We start from the raw sequence: 15192 nt of genomic DNA on the forward strand, positions 1-15192 counted from the left end.
GTCAGGAGACGGCAGCCAGTGCATCCGGCAGGGTGAAACGGCCCGCGTACAGAGCCTTTCCGACGATCGCGCCCTCGATACCCGCCCCGGTCAGCTCCGCGATGGCCCGCAAGTCATCCAGGCTCGACACCCCGCCCGAGGCAATCACAGGTGCGTTCGCCACACCTGCGACCTGCGCAAGCAGCTCAAGGTTCGGACCGGTCAGAGTGCCGTCCTTCGTCACATCGGTGACGACGTAGCGCGAACACCCCTGACCGCGCAGACGTTCCAGTACCTCCCAGAGATCGCCGCCGTCGCTGACCCAGCCGCGGCCCCGTAGCCGGTGCTCACCGTCCACGATCTGTACGTCAAGCCCTACGGCCACACGCTCGCCGTGGCGCGCGATCGCGGAGGCACACCACTGCGGATCCTCCAGTGCGGCGGTACCGAGATTGACTCGGGCGCAGCCGGTTGCCAGGGCTGCCGTCAAAGACTCGTCATCGCGGATGCCACCCGAGAGCTCTACTTTCACATCGAGCTCGCCTACCACCTGCGCCAGTAGCTCGCGGTTGGAACCACGACCGAAGGCCGCATCCAGGTCCACCAGATGCACCCACTCGGCACCGTCGTTCTGCCACGCCAAAGCCGCATCGCGGGGTGAACCGTAGGTGGTTTCGCTGCCCGCCTTGCCCTGCACGAGGCGCACTGCCTGACCATCGGCGACGTCAACCGCCGGTAATAGAACGAGACTCAAGAGATTCCCTTCACCCAATTACTCAACAACACGGCCCCCGCATCGCCACTCTTCTCCGGATGGAACTGAGTGGCAGCAAGTGCCCCATTCTCCACTGCCGCGACAAATGGCACGTGATGGGTCGCCCAGGTCACCAGCGGCTTCGCGATCGGTGAGTCGACGGGCGTTTCCAGCTCCCATTTCTGTACGGCGTACGAGTGCACGAAGTAAAAACGCGTGTCGGCGTCCAGACCTGCGAACAGATCCGATTCGGCCGGCGCATCGACGGTGTTCCAGCCCATATGCGGGATCACTGGTGCATCCAGGCGGCTGACCACGCCGGGCCACTGACCGCAGCCCTCGGCGTCAACACCGAATTCGATGCCGTGGCTGAACAGAATCTGCATGCCGACGCAGATGCCCAACACAGGGCGGCCCCCGGACAGCCGCACGTCGATGATCCGCTCACCGTCGATACCGCGCAGTCCCTCCATGCAGGCCGCGAAGGCGCCCACCCCGGGCACGACAAGACCGTCGGCGTTCAGCGCCACGTTGGCATCGGCGGTCACCGTGACATCGGCACCGACCCGTTCCAGCGCGCGCTGTGCCGATCTCAGATTGCCCGAACCGTAGTCGAGGACAACGACTTTAGGTCCAGCACCAGTCACAGGCTGCCCTTGGTCGACGGCACTCCGGTAACCCGGGGATCGGGTTCCACCGCTTGGCGCAGGGCTCGGGCGACAGCCTTGTACTGCGCCTCGGTGATGTGGTGCGGGTCGCGGCCGTACAGCGTGCGCACATGTAGCGCGATCCGGGCGTTGAGCGCCAACGACTCGAACACGTGCGCATTGATGACGGTGTGATAGGGAACCGAAGAACCTGCGATTGTGGTGTGCAGCAGGTGATCCGGTTCGCCAGTGTGCACACAGTACGGTCGGCCGGAAACGTCCACCGCGGCGTGGGCCAGGGTTTCGTCCATCGGGATGAAGGCATCACCGAACCGGCGAATTCCCTTCTTGTCACCGAGCGCCTCGGCGAGCGCCTGGCCGAGAGTGATGGCGGTGTCCTCCACAGTGTGGTGCGCCTCGATCTCAGTGTCGCCCTTGGCCGTGATCGTCAGATCGAAACTGGCGTGGGTACCGAGAGCCGTGAGCATGTGGTCGAAGAACGGCACGCCGGTGTCGATGTGCACCTGGCCTGCGCCGTCCAGGTTCAGTTCCACCACAATGTCCGACTCGCGGGTGGCGCGCGCCACGCGTGCCACCCGATTCCACGCCGATGCCGTCACGAGGGCGCACCTTTCTCTAGGTCCGTCGCAGCCAGATTGTCGCTGACCTTCAAGAACACGTCATTCTCGCTCGCCAACCCGATGGTGACGCGCAGAAATCCCGGAATGCCGACATCGCGGATGAGAACACCCGCGTCGAGATAACGCTGCCAGCTCGCGGCCGAATCGGTGAATCGGCCGAACAGCACGAAATTCGCGTCACTGGGAATGACCTCGAATCCGCTGGCCGATAACGCTTCCGATACCCGGATACGTTCGGCCACCAACGTCGCGACGCTGCCGAGGGTCTCGGCGCCATGTTTCACCGCGGCACGCGCGGCGGCCTGGGTGAGCACGGAGAGGTGGTACGGCAGTCGCACCAGCAGCAGCGCATCGATGACCGCCGGTGCCGCCGCGAGGTACCCTAGCCGCCCACCGGCGAAGGCGAAGGCCTTACTCATGGTGCGGCTCACGATCAGCTTCGTCGGATACTCGTCGATCAACGTGATTCCGCTTGGCGCGGAAGAGAACTCGCCGTATGCCTCATCCAGGATCACGATGCCCGGAGCCTCGTCGAGGATCTGCCGCAAGTCCTGCAGCGGAACCGACTGTCCTGTCGGGTTGTTGGGACTCGTCACGAAGATGACATCGGGCTGACGCGCTCGAATCGCGTCGACCGCTGCACCGGCATCGAGCGAGAAGTCTTCCAGGCGCTGGGCCTGCATCCATTCCGTCTGGGTTCCATCGGAGATGATCGGGTGCATCGAGTACGACGGCGTGAAGCCCAGCGCGCTGCGCCCGGGCCCGCCGAAGGCCTGCAGCAGCTGCTGCAGTATCTCGTTGGAACCGTTTGCCGCCCAAACATTCTCGGCAGCGACGGGCACCCCGGTCTGTCCGGTCAGGTATGCCGCCAGATCCGTGCGAAGGGCCACCGCGTCCCGGTCTGGGTATCGGTGCAATTCCGCGGCCACCTCGCGAACCGACGCGGCGACGTCCTCGATCAAGCCGTCCGATGGTTCGTGCGGATTCTCGTTGGTGTTCAGCCGCACCGGCACGGTCAACTGCGGTGCGCCGTAAGGATTCTTGCCACGCAGGCTTTCCCGTAACGGCAAGTCTTCCAGCCGGGCCGCCCCTCCGATCAGATCGCTCACGATCGCTCGAACCTGCGCCGAACTGCCTCACCGTGCGCAGGCAGATTCTCTGCGTTGGCAAGCGTAATCACGTGCCCGGAAACCTCTTTGAGGGCTGCCTCGGTGTAATCCACGATGTGGATGCCGCGCAGGAAGGTCTGCACGGACAGCCCACTGGAGTGCCGTGCACACCCGGCAGTGGGCAGTACGTGATTGGATCCGGCGCAGTAGTCGCCGAGGCTTACCGGCGACCACGGGCCCAGGAAGATCGCGCCGGCACTGCGCACACGGGCGGCCACGGGCACGGGATCGGCAGTTTGAATTTCCAGGTGCTCGGCCGCATAGGCATTCACGACCTTGATTCCGGCGCTGAGATCGTCGACGAGAACGATTCCCGACTGGGGGCCGGTCAACGCCGCGGTGACACGTTCGGCATGCACGGTCGTCTCCAGCTGTGCGGCGGTCTCTTTCACCACCGCATCGGCCAGTTTTTCACTCGTGGTGACGAGCACGCTTGCCGCTAACACGTCGTGTTCGGCCTGGCTGATCAGGTCGGCGGCCACATGCACCGGATCTGCCGTCTCGTCGGCGAGGATGGCAATCTCGGTGGGGCCTGCCTCGGCATCGATGCCCACCAGCGACCTGCACAACCGCTTGGCCGCGGTCACGTAGATATTGCCGGGCCCGGTAATCATGTCGACCGGAGCGAGTTCGCCGCCATCGGTGTCGACGCCGCCATGGGCCAGTAGCGCGATACCCTGCGCACCGCCGACCGCCCAGATCTCCTCAACTCCAAGCAACTGCGCCGCCGCGAGAATCGTCGGGTGGGGCAGCCCGCCGAACTGCGCCTGCGGCGGTGAAGCGATGACGAGGGAACCGACTCCGGCCGTCTGCGCCGGCACGACGTTCATCACGACGCTCGACGGGTACACGGCGTTACCGCCGGGAACGTACAAGCCGACGCGTTCCACGGGCACCCATCGCTCGGTCACGGTGGCGCCATCGGCGACGGTGGTCACCGTGTCCTGGCGGCGCTGATCGGCGTGCACCGCCCGCGCGCGCAGGATTGCCACCTCGAGTGCGTCGCGCACCGCAGGGTCCAGTTCGGCGAGGGCGCGCTCCCGCTCGGCCGCGGGCACGCGAACGGTCTCGGGGCGGACACCATCGAACTCGGCGCAGTACTGAAGTGCCGCCTCGGCGCCGCGGTCTCGGACCGCTTCGACGACCGGCCGCACCGTCGGGAGCACGGCGTCGACGTCGGTTCCGCCCCGCGGGAGCGCAGAGCGCAGATGGGACGGGGACAGGCTGGCACCACGCATGTCGATACGGCGAAGCAGCGTCGTGCCGCCTGCACCAAGAGCATCTGCTGGGGTGGGTCCGTCGATCACATCCGCCATTCTCCCAGAGCTGCTCAACACCATTTACCACGCAGTCACCGGTTGTGCGTGACGCACGTCTAACTAGACTCGTCCACGAAAAGCCGCACCGACCCACAACGATCGGATCATCGATGTCAGCAAACCATCAGCCCGGCGTGCCCATGCTTCTGCCTGACTGGCTTGAGCGAGCTCAGATCAAGTTCATCAACCCGCTCATGGCCCCTATCGCACGCTTTCTGCCTTCATTCGCCACCGTTACCCACTTCGGCCGCACCTCGGGCGCCAAGTACGAAACCACTGTGAATGCATTCCGCAAAGGCAATGTCCTCTCCATCGGACTGATTCATGGCAAGACCAACTGGACGAAGAACGTGATCGCCGCCGGCGGTGCCGACATCACGCTCTTTCGCGGTAAGCAGATTCATGTGATCAACCCGCGCATCGTGGAGCAAGGCCAAGGGGATCCGGGACTGACCCGGGCGACCCGCCAGGTGAACAAGCGCGCGGGAGTGTTCGTCGCCGATATCGCCCAGTAGATATTCATCAGCTGTTGAATATCTGGGTGAGTCGTGCCCATACTGAGGCGTGTCTGATTTCGAACAGCTGGTCCGTGACCGGTCCTCGATCCGTGATTTCTTGTCGACACCTGTCCCCCGCGATGTTCTGTTGGCGGCTCTGGAGACGGCACAGCACGCGCCATCGAATTCGAACATCCAGCCGTGGCGCGTCGTCATCGCCGAAGGCGCGATACGCGAGCGCCTGAGCGAGTCGTTGGTGGCCTGCGTGCGGAGCAACGGCCTGGGCCGCATGGAGCTTCCCGACGAGTACAACGCCCGGCGGTTCGCTGTCGGAGTCCAGGTCTACGGGGCGCTCGGTGTCCAGCGCGGCGATGCCGAGGCACGTTTGGAGGCCGGGCTGCGGAACTTCAGGTTCTTCGGTGCACCCACCGCCGCCATTGTCGGGGTGGACTCACGGCTTGGCCCGGCCGATATCGCCGGAGTCGGCATGTACCTGCAGACGCTTGCCCTGGCCCTGCGGTCGCGCGGGATCGGTTCGTGCATGCAGGTCGCTCCCGCCATGTTTCCCGAAGCGATTCGCCCGGTGCTCAAGCTGCCCGAGAGTCTGAATCTGGTCTGCGCGGTGTCCATTGGCTACGCGAATCCCGATGCCCCGGTGAATGCTGTACGCGCCCCGCGCGATCCGGTCAGTGCCAATGTCACGTTCCTGGAATGAGGAACTCCTGTTCGGGACGCCCGGTGGTGCCGTACCGCAACCGCATCTGCAATTCTGAACTTCCCACCAGTGAGGCCAGGTAGCGCTGCGCGGTCGCACGTGAGATACCCACCGCCACAGCTACTTCCGCCGACGACATGGGCGAGCGCGCATCCCGAATCGCATGCAGGACGATCTGCTTGGTCGGCGACGCCGCGGCCGCGGCGCGCGGCACGCCGACACTGGGCCGCAGGGACTCCAGAGCGGCGTCCACCTCGGCGGGGCTGAGCTCGTCACTGTGCAGGATCTTGCGGTACCGGGCGTACGCAGTCAGCCGCGCCACCAGCGAGGCGTTGGCGAATGGCTTCACCAGATAGCTCGCAGCACCGGCGATCAATGCCTGCCGGATCGTGGCGCCGTCGACCGCCGCCGACAGGACCATGGCATCGCAGCGCAACTCGCGCACGAAGTCGATCCCGGACCCGTCGGGAAGGTACACGTCGACCAGTGCGAGATCGACGTCGGTCGACCTCGTCACCTCGTGAGCGGCTCCGATGCTGTTCGCAGTCGCCACAACCGTGAATCCCGGTACCGCATCGACAATCCCGGCATGCAAGTTGGCCACCCGGAAGTCATCGTCGACGATCAGCACCTTGATCGTGGTTTCGTTCATCCCGGGTCCTTCCCGTCGGTCTCGGTCATCACCGATGGCATCCGCGCACTGAATTCTGCACCCGCAAGCCCGGGGCCTGTCCCCGCTGCCGTCGCCAGCCACACATCGCCGCCCAGCCCCCGGGCGATCTGGCGCGACAATGCCAGACCCACTCCGCGGCCACCCGGCACTGCGGCATGCTCCTTGGTCGAGATCCCTTCTGCGAAAAGATCATCCGCCACGCATTCGGCAACGCCGTCACCGCTGTCGGCGACACTGATATGCAGCGTAGAACCATCCTGAACCACACCGACCTCGACCCGACGGTTCGGGTCAGCCCCGGTACGTGCCGCATCGATCGCATTGTCGATCAAATTGCCCAGCACAGTCGTGACATCAACGGGATGCACGAGAGTGCCGGATACCCAGGTGTTGTCGCCCAGTGTCAGAGTGACGCCTGCCTCGCGCGCGTTCGCGGTCTTCGCCGCCACAAAGGCCTGAAGATAGGGATCGCCCAACGTCTCGATATCCGGAAGCGCCGCACCCAGCGGTCCGGTACCGAGCAACTCATCCAGGAGCCGGGCAGCCTCCTGCGTCCGGTTTCCATGCACCAGCCCGCTCAGCAGGTGCAAGCGGTTAGCGAACTCATGCCGCTGCGCGCGCAGCACGGCGCTCATCGACTGGACCGCATCCAACTGCCGAGTCAGGGATTCGACATCCGTTCGGTCGCGCACGGTGAGCACCGCGCCGAGCTCACGGCCGGCCCGGGTCACCCGCCGAGCGGTCACCACCACAACCCTGTCCCCCACCGTCGCCAGAACCGGCGCCGCCGACTTCTCCCGAAGTACCCCGAGAATCCTTGGCGTCAAGCCGATATCGCTATCCGGCTGTCCGGTCACCTCATCCAGCCCCAGCAGACGTTTCGCTTCATCGTTGACGACTGTCGTGCGCCCCTCGACATCCACGGCGAGGACCCCTTCGCCGATGCCGTGGAGAACCGCCGCTTGTTCTCTGACCAACTCGGCCAACTCGGCCGGCTCCAGGCCCAGAGTGAGGCTTCGCCACCGGCGAGCCAACAACACCGAGCCGCCGATTCCGAACAGAAATGCCACACCGACAACGCATCCCGCGATCCTCAGATCCGAGAACAATCTGTCGCGCACAGCGGTGGTCGATACGCCGACACTGACCTCCCCCACCACGGTTGACGAACCAGGCTGCCGGACCGGCACTTTGGCCCGTACTGAGCCTCCCAGCGTCCCCGTCTCCTCGACGACCACATCTCGTCCGGCGAGAGCTCCCGACGGATCGGTGCTGACGGGGTGGCCCAGTCGCTCCTGTGTGGGGTGCGCCAGCCGGAGTCCATGCTCATCGGTGATCACCACGAACAGCGCGTCGCTGCGCTCCAGCACCGCAGCAGCGATGTGTTGCAGCGGCCCATCAGAGAGCTCATCGGTGAGGCCCTGTCCCGGAATGAGCGTGCCCTGCGCATACTCGGTAACCCGTGCCCGTACCTCCGGCATGGCCGCCACCGTTCCCGCGATCGCCAGCGCCCGCTGGCCGTACTCGGAGGAAAGCCGCCGATCGCCCACCGCGGCGAGCACCGCGAACGCCAAACCCAATGCCAGAAAAATCACGGCGACCTGCAGAAGAAGCACCTGCGTGCGCAATCGCAGCACGGTGCGCTTCCCGGAACCCATGTGCCCGAGCCTAGGCAGGCCGTGCGCAGAATGCGCAAAACTGACGAAATCCACGATTTGCGCGGGTAGTGCGCACAAGCAGAAATCTGTGACGCCCACCACTTATGTTCAGTCTCCGTCGGCTAGCGAAGGAGAAGGCAATGACGCTTCCACTCATCGAACTTCAGGGCGCAACCAAACGGTTCCCCTCCAATCGAGGCGACGGTATCCACACCGCGGTCCGAGATCTGAACATCGACATCGGCGCCGGGGAATTCGTCGCCGTTGTCGGCCCCACCGGATGCGGTAAGTCGACCACCTTGTCCCTCGTGTCCGGACTTGAACCGCCATCGGCCGGCCGTGTCCTGGTGCGCGGCGAGGACGTATCCGATATCCCCGCAGGGGTGGGCTATATGTTCCAGCAAGATGCGGTCCTGCCGTGGAAGAACGTGATCGACAACGTCGCCCTGGGTCCGATCTATCGCGGCGCGAGCAAGGACGCGGCCCGTGAGAGGGCAGCGACCTGGGTCCGGACCGTGGGCCTGGCCGGGTTCGAGAAGTACTACCCGCATCAGCTCTCGGGCGGGATGCGCAAGCGTGTAGCGCTGGCCCAGACCCTGGTCAACGAACCCGAGATTCTGCTCATGGATGAGCCATTCAGCGCCCTCGATGTACAGACTCGCCAGCTCATGCAGGACGAACTGCTGCGGGTGTGGTCAGGCACCGGAGCGGCGGTCATCTTCGTCACCCACGACCTCGAGGAGGCGATCGTGCTGGCCGACCGAGTGGTGGTGATGACCGCAAGCCCTGCCACCGTCTGTGGTGACTTTCCCGTCACCCTCCCGCGTCCCCGCGATGTCGAAGAGGTGAGACTCACCGACGAATTCCGGACGATCTACCGCGAAATCTGGGAAACACTGCGCGATCAGGTCGAAGCCGCTCGCGCGAAGGGAGAGTCTCGTGTCGCATAGTCTGCTCATTCGTCCGGTGTCCGAAAGCGACGAGGACATCCTCGAGCGCGCCCGCCGCAACAAGCGTCGCAGCCAGATTCGCGTCTGGGGGCTGCGGACCCTGCTGGTGGTGGTGTGGCTGGCCTCGTGGGAGTTGGCCGCCACGCTATGGCTGGATCCCTTCTTCTATTCGAAGCCCTCACTGATCTGGGGCCGATTGATTGAGTGGTTCACCGTCGGCACCCAGTTCGGCTCGATATGGCTGCAGATCTTCACCACTGTGCAAGAGGCCGTTCTGGGGTTCCTGATCGGTACCGTCGCGGGAGTGACACTGGGTGTGCTGCTGGGCCGCAGCCGCTATTGGTCGGAGGTGTTGGCACCGTTCATCAAGGCGCTCAACGCTGTTCCGCGCATCGTATTGGCATCACTGTTCATCATCTGGTTTGGTCTGGGGCTGAGTTCCAAGGTGGCCACCGTGGTGGTTCTGGTGTTCTTCGCGGTGTTCTTCAACGCGTTCACCGGTGCCCGTGAGGTAGATGGAAACGTGATCAACAATGCCCGGATTCTCGGTGCCAGCCCTAGCCGCATCCTCACCTCAATCGTGCTACCCAGCGCGACAAGCTGGATTCTGTCGAGCCTGCACACCGCATTCGGATTCGCCCTGATCGGCGCCGTCGTCGGTGAATATGCGGGCGCTAGCAAGGGATTGGGCCTTTTGATCAGCAACGCCCAGGGCACATTCGACTCCGCCGGCATCTACGCCGGCATGATCATCATCACGGTCGTCGCCCTGCTCGCCGAATGGCTCATCGGTATCGCCGAATCCCGGCTACTGAAATGGCGTCCCACTCAATCCAGTTCGGGTCACGGAGTGTAGTGATGAGAAGACACGTACTCACCTTCGTTCTCATCACCGCTGTGCTGTTGACCGCTGGATGCCGGGACTCCCGGCACATCCCGATGGCCAATGGCAGACCGCAGGTCACCATCATGGTGGGCGGCCTGGAGAAGATCATCTATCTACCGGCGATGCTCACCCAGCAGCTCGGCCACTTCAAGAACAACGACATCGACGTGACACTGCTCAGTGAGCAGTCGGGCGCTACCGCGGAGACCGCGCTGCTCACCGGCGATGTGCAGGCGGTTGTCGGCTTCTATGACCACACCATCGACCTGCAGGCCAAGGAGCAATGCATTACCTCGGTGGTTCAGATGGCAGACGTTCCGGGTGAGGTGGAGCTGGTATCCGCCAGGGACACCGCGACCGTCTCGTCTCCTGCCGACTTCCGTGGCAAGAACCTCGGTGTCACGTCGCTGGGGTCATCCACAGACTTCCTGACGCAGGCCCTGGCAGGGCAGGCCGGACTGAACACCGCCGACTACAACCGGGTCAAGGTCGGTGCGGGACAGACATTCATCGCCGGAATGAACCATGACGGCATCGACGCCGGTATGACCACGGATCCGACGGTGGCGCAGATGGTGAACGCGGGCCAGGCCAAGGTCCTCGTCGACATGCGCACCGAGGCGGGAACACGCCAGGCTCTCGGCGGTCTGTATCCGTCGACCGCGCTCTACATGCGGTGCGACACGGTGAAGGCGCATCCCGAGATCGTGCAGAAGCTCGTCACGGCATTCGTCCAGACGCTGCGGTGGATCAAAGAGCACTCCCCCGCACAGATCGCGGACAAGATGCCACCTCAATATGCGGGCGGAAACAAGGACCTGTACCTGCAGTCGATCGCCGATTCCATCGGAATGTTCAACGGTGACGGGTTGATGAAACCCGAAGGCGCACAGAATGCCTTACGCATCCTCGGGATGTATTCCAAGAATGTGGCGCCCGTGAAGCAGCGTATCGACATCACCGCCACCTACACGACCGAGTTCGCACGGGCCGCACTTCGGGATTGACGCTACATATCCAAACCGATGTCGAGCACTCGGGCCGAGTGCGTCAACGCACCCACCGCAAGATAGTCGACACCCGTCTTGGCGTACGCGGCCGCCGTTTCCAGCGAAAGCCCCCCGGAGGACTCCAGCTTGAGTTGCGGAGCGCGTGCATCACGACGCTGCGCGGCCACCTGGGTCTGCCAGACCGGAAAGTTGTCGAGAAGGACGAGTTCTGCCCCCTCGGCGATGACCTCGTCGAGCTGTTCGAGAGAGTCGACTTCGACCTCACACTCGATGTTCGGAGCGGCCGCGCGGACCGCCCGCAACGCGGCCACCACCGAACCGGCGGCCACCACGTGATTGTCCTTGATGAGTGCGGCGTCGCCGAGGCCGAGGCGGTGGTTCACACCGCCGCCGGCACGCACCGCATACTTCTGCAGGAGTCGCAGTCCCGGAAGGGTTTTGCGGGTATCGCGGATCTGCGCGCCGGTTCCGTCGACAGCATCCACCCAGGCAGCGGTGGTGGTCGCGATTCCGGAGAGGTGACACACCAGATTCAGCATGGTGCGCTCGGCAGTAAGCAGATCGCGAGTGGGGGCGGTGACGGTGAGCAGCGGCGTTCCGGTACCCACGCGCGTGCCGTCGGTGAGGCGATTCTCGACGCGATAATTCCCTGCGCCGACAACCTCGTCGAGAACGATGAGGGCAATGTCAATGCCGGCAACGACTCCCCCCGAACGTGTCACCATCGAGGCGCTGCACTCCGCGTCGGCGGGCACAGTTGCCTGGCTCGTGATGTCGGGGCCATAGCGGAGGTCTTCTTCAAGAGCACGCTTAACTGCCGAACGCGCCTCGGCGAGTTCGGTTTCCGTCAATGTTTCGGTCAACATGGCACCCCCGACGGTAGCGCAACTTCACATCCGTCTGCGTCGCGGCGCACCGGAAGACTCACGGCAAACTCGGGATCGGTGTCCGGCCAATCCGAGCGGGCATGGCAGCCCCGGGATTCGGCGCGGGCAGCGGCCGCACTGACCACAGCGGCGGCGGTCAGAGTGAGCGCGGCGTCCTCCACGTCACGTGGATTCATACCGCTGGAATCGGACGATGTTGGGACGCATGAGCGCAACTCCTCGTCCAGTAGCTTGAGCCCGTCCGCATCACGCAGCACCGACGCCCAGCGAGTCATTGCTGCCTGAAGTCGTCGACGTTCGAGACGTGTCTGCGCACGATCACGATCTGCGGCAATGGCCGACCGGCCAACGACCCGGGCGGCGGCCTCGCCCGCACGCCTGCCCACCACGAGTCCTTCCAACAAGCTGTTGGAGGCCAGCCTGTTTGCCCCATGCATGCCGGTACGAGCGACCTCTCCGGCGGCGAATAATCCGGCAATCTCCGTCTGGCCGTGGGGATCGGTGACAACGCCGCCGCAACTGTAATGCGCCCCCGGAACCACGGGGATGAGCTGGACCGCGGGATCGATACCCGCCGCGACGCACGCAGCGGTGATGGTCGGGAATCGGCCCACGAAGTTGCCGATCGCGCGTGCGTCGAGGTAGACGCATTGATCTCCGGTCTCGCGCAGCCGCCGGGCGATCGCTCCGGCCACCACATCCCGTGGTGCCAGATCGCCCATCGGATGCACCCCGGCGGTCACCGAATCTCCCTGTTTATCAACAAGAACAGCACCTTCGCCGCGGACTGCCTCACTGATGAGAGGACGGCAGCCGGTGGCCCCGGGACTATGCAACATGGTCGGGTGAAACTGGATGAACTCGATATCGGCCACTGGAGCGCCCGTACGCAGGGCCAGTGCGATCCCGTCGCCGGTGGAGCCCGCTGGATTGGTGGTCGCCGAGTACAGATGTCCGAGACCGCCGGTGGCGAGAATCACGGCCCCGGTGCGGATCACGCCCAGACCGTCGCCGTTCTTGACGAGCACACCGCCCACACCGTCGGGCCCCGTGAGAACGTCATGCACCACGTGACTGCGCCGGATGTCTAGCGTCGCCGCGGCGTGATCGAGTGCCCGCTGCACCTCCGCGCCGGTGGCATCGCCGCCGGCGTGAATGATCCGACGGGTGCTGTGTCCGCCTTCACGCGTCAATGCCCATTGCCCGGAACGTGTTTCGTCGAATCTGGCACCGTCTTCCACCAGATCACGCACCGCGCGGTAGCCGTCCGACACGATGGAGCGCACCGCGTCGACGTCACACAGACCGGCCCCGGCGGTCAATGTGTCATGGACGTGCGCCTGGACCGAATCGTCCGTATCGGGAAGCACCACGGCGATACCGCCCTGGGCGAAATGTGTCGCCGTGGCTCCAACCTTGCTGAGCACCACGACCTTTCGGCCGAGGCGGTGTGCTGCGAGCGCCGCCGCCAATCCGGCTACACCCGCGCCGACGACAACCACATCGGCCTCGGCCGACCAGGTGGTCCCCGCCGGTAGCGTCATTCTCCGCCGCCGGGCTGTCCGATCTCAATCATCCGCTGCACACTGCGCCGGGCCAGCCGCGCGGTGTCCAGATCCACATGTACCTCATCGCGGCCCTCGACAAGGCAGCGCAGCATCGCCGCGGGGGTGATCATCTTCATGTACGTGCACGAGGCACGGTCGTTGACCGCCAGGAAATTCACGTCGGGAGCGGCCTTGCGCAGCTGGTGCAACATGCCGACTTCGGTGGCCACCAATACCTCTCGCGCCCGAGTCTCACGCGCCGCGTCGAGCATGCCGCCCGTGGACAGGATCTTCACCCGGTCGTCGGGGACGGCACCTTCTCCCGCCAGATAGAGAGCCGATGTCGCGCATCCGCATTCGGGATGCACGAACAGTTCGGCATCCGGGTGTGAACGCGCCTGTCCGGCAAGTTCGTCGCCATTGATTCCGGCGTGCACATGGCACTCGCCCGCCCAGATCTGCATGTTCTGACGGCCTGTCACCCGCTTGACGTGTGCGCCGAGGAACTGGTCAGGACAAAACAACACCTCGCGGTCCGGGTCGATCGACGCGACGACGTCGACAGCGTTCGAGGATGTGCAGCAGATGTCGGTGAGCGCCTTCACGGCCGCGGTGGTGTTGACGTACGAGACCACCACGGCGTCGGGAAACTCGGCCTTCCAGTCGCGCAGTTCCTCAGCGGTGATGGAATCGGCCAGCGAGCAGCCGGCCCGCTGATCCGGGATGAGCACCGTCTTGTCCGGACTGAGAATCTTGGCCGTCTCGGCCATGAAGTGAACACCGCAGAACACAATGGTGTCCTCGGGCGCCTCCGCGGCGATACGGGAGAGCGCCAGGGAGTCGCCGACATGGTCCGCGACGTCCTGGATGGCAGGAAGCTGGTAATTATGCGCGAGCAATGTGGCACCGCGCTGCTTGGCCAGCCGACGCACTTGCTCGGCCCAACGGGCATCGCCCTCCACTCCGGTGTATCCACCGGGGCCGTCGATCACGCCGTCAAGTACGACGTCAGCTGCCGTCATGGCCGCCTCCTCGCGCCCTTGGGTCTCGGTCAGCCTTCGGGCTGGGTTTGGTCGACCGAGGTTTTCGACTTATGATCGAAAACATGGTCCATACTAGCACCGAGCACGAGGTGTTAGCCGTGGTGTTCCAAGTACGTCATTTCGAAGACACCCCAACCAGGGCGGATGCGCCGACATCCACTCCGGAACTCGCCGTGTTGCTCTGGCAGCGCGCGCTCGAACCGCACCGCGGCGCGTGGGCACTGCCGGGCGGCCAGGTCCGCACCGACGAGGATCTCCCCTCCTCCATCCGCCGGCAGCTCGCCGAAAAGGTGGATGTGCGTGAGTTGGCACACCTCGAACAGCTGGCCGTGTTTTCTGCACCGGGGCGCGTTCCCGGTCCGCGCACCATCGCCTCGACCTTCCTCGGCCTCGTCCCCTTCCCCGCCACCCCCGAGCTTCCCGCCGACACCCAGTGGCACCGGGTGAGCAAGCTGCCCGCGATGGCCTTCGACCATCAGGTGATGGTCGAACACGCGCATACCCGCCTGATAGCCAAGATGTCCTATACCAACATCGGATTCGCCTTGGCGCCACAGGAATTCACGCTCTCGATGCTCCGCGACATCTACTGTGCGACGCTGGGATATCCCGTCGACGCGACCAATCTGCAGCGCGTGTTGGTGCGGCGCGGTGTACTCACCCCGACCGGGACCACCGTGCGATCGGGCCGCAGCGGCGGTCGGCCCGCCGCGCTCTACCGATTCACCGATGACCGGTACCGGGTCACCGATGAATTTGCCGCGCTACGCCCTCCCGGCTGACGGGACTAGCCTCTTAGAGTCTTCTTAGGGTATGA

The 15192-nt window shown here is 64.7% G+C and carries 16 protein-coding genes; 6 read left to right on the top strand and 10 right to left on the bottom strand.

Translation table 11 applies throughout. From position 1 onward, the window contains the following. Position 1 precedes the first annotated feature (1 nt). The 5 genes from priA to hisD are packed head-to-tail and all read right to left on the bottom strand — an operon-like array spanning position 2 to position 4506. On the bottom strand, positions 2–733 hold the full coding sequence (priA, locus tag AOT83_RS09085; RefSeq protein WP_030093383.1) for a bifunctional 1-(5-phosphoribosyl)-5-((5-phosphoribosylamino)methylideneamino)imidazole-4-carboxamide isomerase/phosphoribosylanthranilate isomerase PriA: 732 nt from the start codon (positions 731–733) through the stop codon (positions 2–4). Next, entirely contained in the window at positions 730–1380 is a 651-nt protein-coding gene (gene hisH, locus AOT83_RS09090) for an imidazole glycerol phosphate synthase subunit HisH (protein WP_057965866.1), read from the bottom strand. The genes priA and hisH overlap by 4 nt, the downstream gene beginning before the upstream one ends. Then, the gene (gene hisB, locus AOT83_RS09095; protein ID WP_030093385.1) at positions 1377–2000 is read right to left on the bottom strand and encodes an imidazoleglycerol-phosphate dehydratase HisB; all 624 of its coding nucleotides are present in this window, start codon (positions 1998–2000) and stop codon (positions 1377–1379) included. Before hisB ends, hisH begins: the two co-directional genes overlap by 4 nt. Beyond that, positions 1997–3130: a histidinol-phosphate transaminase gene (locus AOT83_RS09100; protein ID WP_057965867.1), complete on the bottom strand. Its 1134-nt coding sequence runs from the start codon at positions 3128–3130 to the stop codon at positions 1997–1999. Before AOT83_RS09100 ends, hisB begins: the two co-directional genes overlap by 4 nt. Beyond that, a complete protein-coding gene (gene hisD, locus AOT83_RS09105) occupies positions 3127–4506 on the bottom strand; it encodes a histidinol dehydrogenase (RefSeq protein WP_232783264.1) in 1380 nt (459 codons plus the stop codon). The genes AOT83_RS09100 and hisD overlap by 4 nt, the downstream gene beginning before the upstream one ends. Positions 4507–4649: 143 nt before the next feature. Between hisD and AOT83_RS09110 the strand changes: the two genes are divergently transcribed. Continuing rightward, the gene (locus tag AOT83_RS09110) at positions 4650–5024 is read left to right on the top strand and encodes a nitroreductase family deazaflavin-dependent oxidoreductase (RefSeq protein ID WP_030093388.1); all 375 of its coding nucleotides are present in this window, start codon (positions 4650–4652) and stop codon (positions 5022–5024) included. 49 nt (positions 5025–5073) lie between these two features. Beyond that, positions 5074–5721, top strand: coding sequence for a nitroreductase (locus AOT83_RS09115; protein WP_057965868.1), 648 nt, complete (start codon positions 5074–5076; stop codon positions 5719–5721). Here the strand turns inward: AOT83_RS09115 and AOT83_RS09120 are convergent. Beyond that, on the bottom strand, positions 5705–6373 hold the full coding sequence (locus AOT83_RS09120) for a response regulator (protein ID WP_057965869.1): 669 nt from the start codon (positions 6371–6373) through the stop codon (positions 5705–5707). The genes AOT83_RS09115 and AOT83_RS09120 overlap by 17 nt on opposite strands. Further along, on the bottom strand, positions 6370–8052 hold the full coding sequence (locus tag AOT83_RS09125) for a sensor histidine kinase (protein ID WP_234797658.1): 1683 nt from the start codon (positions 8050–8052) through the stop codon (positions 6370–6372). Before AOT83_RS09125 ends, AOT83_RS09120 begins: the two co-directional genes overlap by 4 nt. A gap of 140 nt (positions 8053–8192) precedes the next feature. On the opposite strand from AOT83_RS09125, the gene AOT83_RS09130 reads away from it, so the two are divergent. The 3 genes from AOT83_RS09130 to AOT83_RS09140 are packed head-to-tail and all read left to right on the top strand — an operon-like array spanning position 8193 to position 10895. After that, positions 8193–9002: an ABC transporter ATP-binding protein gene (locus AOT83_RS09130; RefSeq protein WP_030093392.1), complete on the top strand. Its 810-nt coding sequence runs from the start codon at positions 8193–8195 to the stop codon at positions 9000–9002. Further along, positions 8992–9858: an ABC transporter permease gene (locus tag AOT83_RS09135; protein ID WP_057965870.1), complete on the top strand. Its 867-nt coding sequence runs from the start codon at positions 8992–8994 to the stop codon at positions 9856–9858. Before AOT83_RS09130 ends, AOT83_RS09135 begins: the two co-directional genes overlap by 11 nt. Before the next feature lie 2 nt (positions 9859–9860). Beyond that, on the top strand, positions 9861–10895 hold the full coding sequence (locus AOT83_RS09140) for an ABC transporter substrate-binding protein (protein WP_057965871.1): 1035 nt from the start codon (positions 9861–9863) through the stop codon (positions 10893–10895). Positions 10896–10897: 2 nt separating this feature from the next. Here the strand turns inward: AOT83_RS09140 and nadC are convergent, their stop codons facing one another. The 3 genes from nadC to nadA are packed head-to-tail and all read right to left on the bottom strand — an operon-like array spanning position 10898 to position 14354. Then, positions 10898–11764, bottom strand: a complete 867-nt coding sequence (nadC, locus tag AOT83_RS09145) for a carboxylating nicotinate-nucleotide diphosphorylase (RefSeq protein WP_057965872.1) — start codon at positions 11762–11764, stop codon at positions 10898–10900. Continuing rightward, positions 11758–13329, bottom strand: coding sequence for an L-aspartate oxidase (locus AOT83_RS09150; RefSeq protein ID WP_057965873.1), 1572 nt, complete (start codon positions 13327–13329; stop codon positions 11758–11760). Before AOT83_RS09150 ends, nadC begins: the two co-directional genes overlap by 7 nt. Beyond that, positions 13326–14354, bottom strand: a complete 1029-nt coding sequence (gene nadA, locus AOT83_RS09155; RefSeq protein ID WP_046253784.1) for a quinolinate synthase NadA — start codon at positions 14352–14354, stop codon at positions 13326–13328. The genes AOT83_RS09150 and nadA overlap by 4 nt, the downstream gene beginning before the upstream one ends. Positions 14355–14437: 83 nt before the next feature. Between nadA and AOT83_RS09160 the strand changes: the two genes are divergently transcribed. Continuing rightward, complete coding sequence (locus tag AOT83_RS09160) at positions 14438–15157, top strand: NUDIX domain-containing protein (protein ID WP_057966024.1); 720 nt, start codon at positions 14438–14440, stop codon at positions 15155–15157. Positions 15158–15192: the final 35 nt, after the last annotated feature.

The sequence above is a fragment of the Mycobacteroides sp. H001 genome (assembly GCF_001440005.1).
In the GTDB taxonomy this organism is placed as follows: Bacteria; Actinomycetota; Actinomycetes; order Mycobacteriales; family Mycobacteriaceae; genus Mycobacterium; species Mycobacterium gwanakae.

Coding starts and splice junctions, on each gene's coding strand:
- AOT83_RS09150 (WP_057965873.1), bottom strand. CDS start 13,329: ATGACGCTACCGGCGGGGACCACCTGGTCGGCCGAGGCCGATGTGGTT.
- AOT83_RS09110 (WP_030093388.1), top strand. CDS start 4,650: ATGCTTCTGCCTGACTGGCTTGAGCGAGCTCAGATCAAGTTCATCAAC.
- AOT83_RS09160 (WP_057966024.1), top strand. CDS start 14,438: ATGGTCCATACTAGCACCGAGCACGAGGTGTTAGCCGTGGTGTTCCAA.
- AOT83_RS09125 (WP_234797658.1), bottom strand. CDS start 8,052: ATGGGTTCCGGGAAGCGCACCGTGCTGCGATTGCGCACGCAGGTGCTT.
- AOT83_RS09130 (WP_030093392.1), top strand. CDS start 8,193: ATGACGCTTCCACTCATCGAACTTCAGGGCGCAACCAAACGGTTCCCC.
- AOT83_RS09120 (WP_057965869.1), bottom strand. CDS start 6,373: ATGAACGAAACCACGATCAAGGTGCTGATCGTCGACGATGACTTCCGG.
- AOT83_RS09140 (WP_057965871.1), top strand. CDS start 9,861: ATGAGAAGACACGTACTCACCTTCGTTCTCATCACCGCTGTGCTGTTG.
- hisD (WP_232783264.1), bottom strand. CDS start 4,506: ATGGCGGATGTGATCGACGGACCCACCCCAGCAGATGCTCTTGGTGCA.
- nadC (WP_057965872.1), bottom strand. CDS start 11,764: ATGTTGACCGAAACATTGACGGAAACCGAACTCGCCGAGGCGCGTTCG.
- nadA (WP_046253784.1), bottom strand. CDS start 14,354: ATGACGGCAGCTGACGTCGTACTTGACGGCGTGATCGACGGCCCCGGT.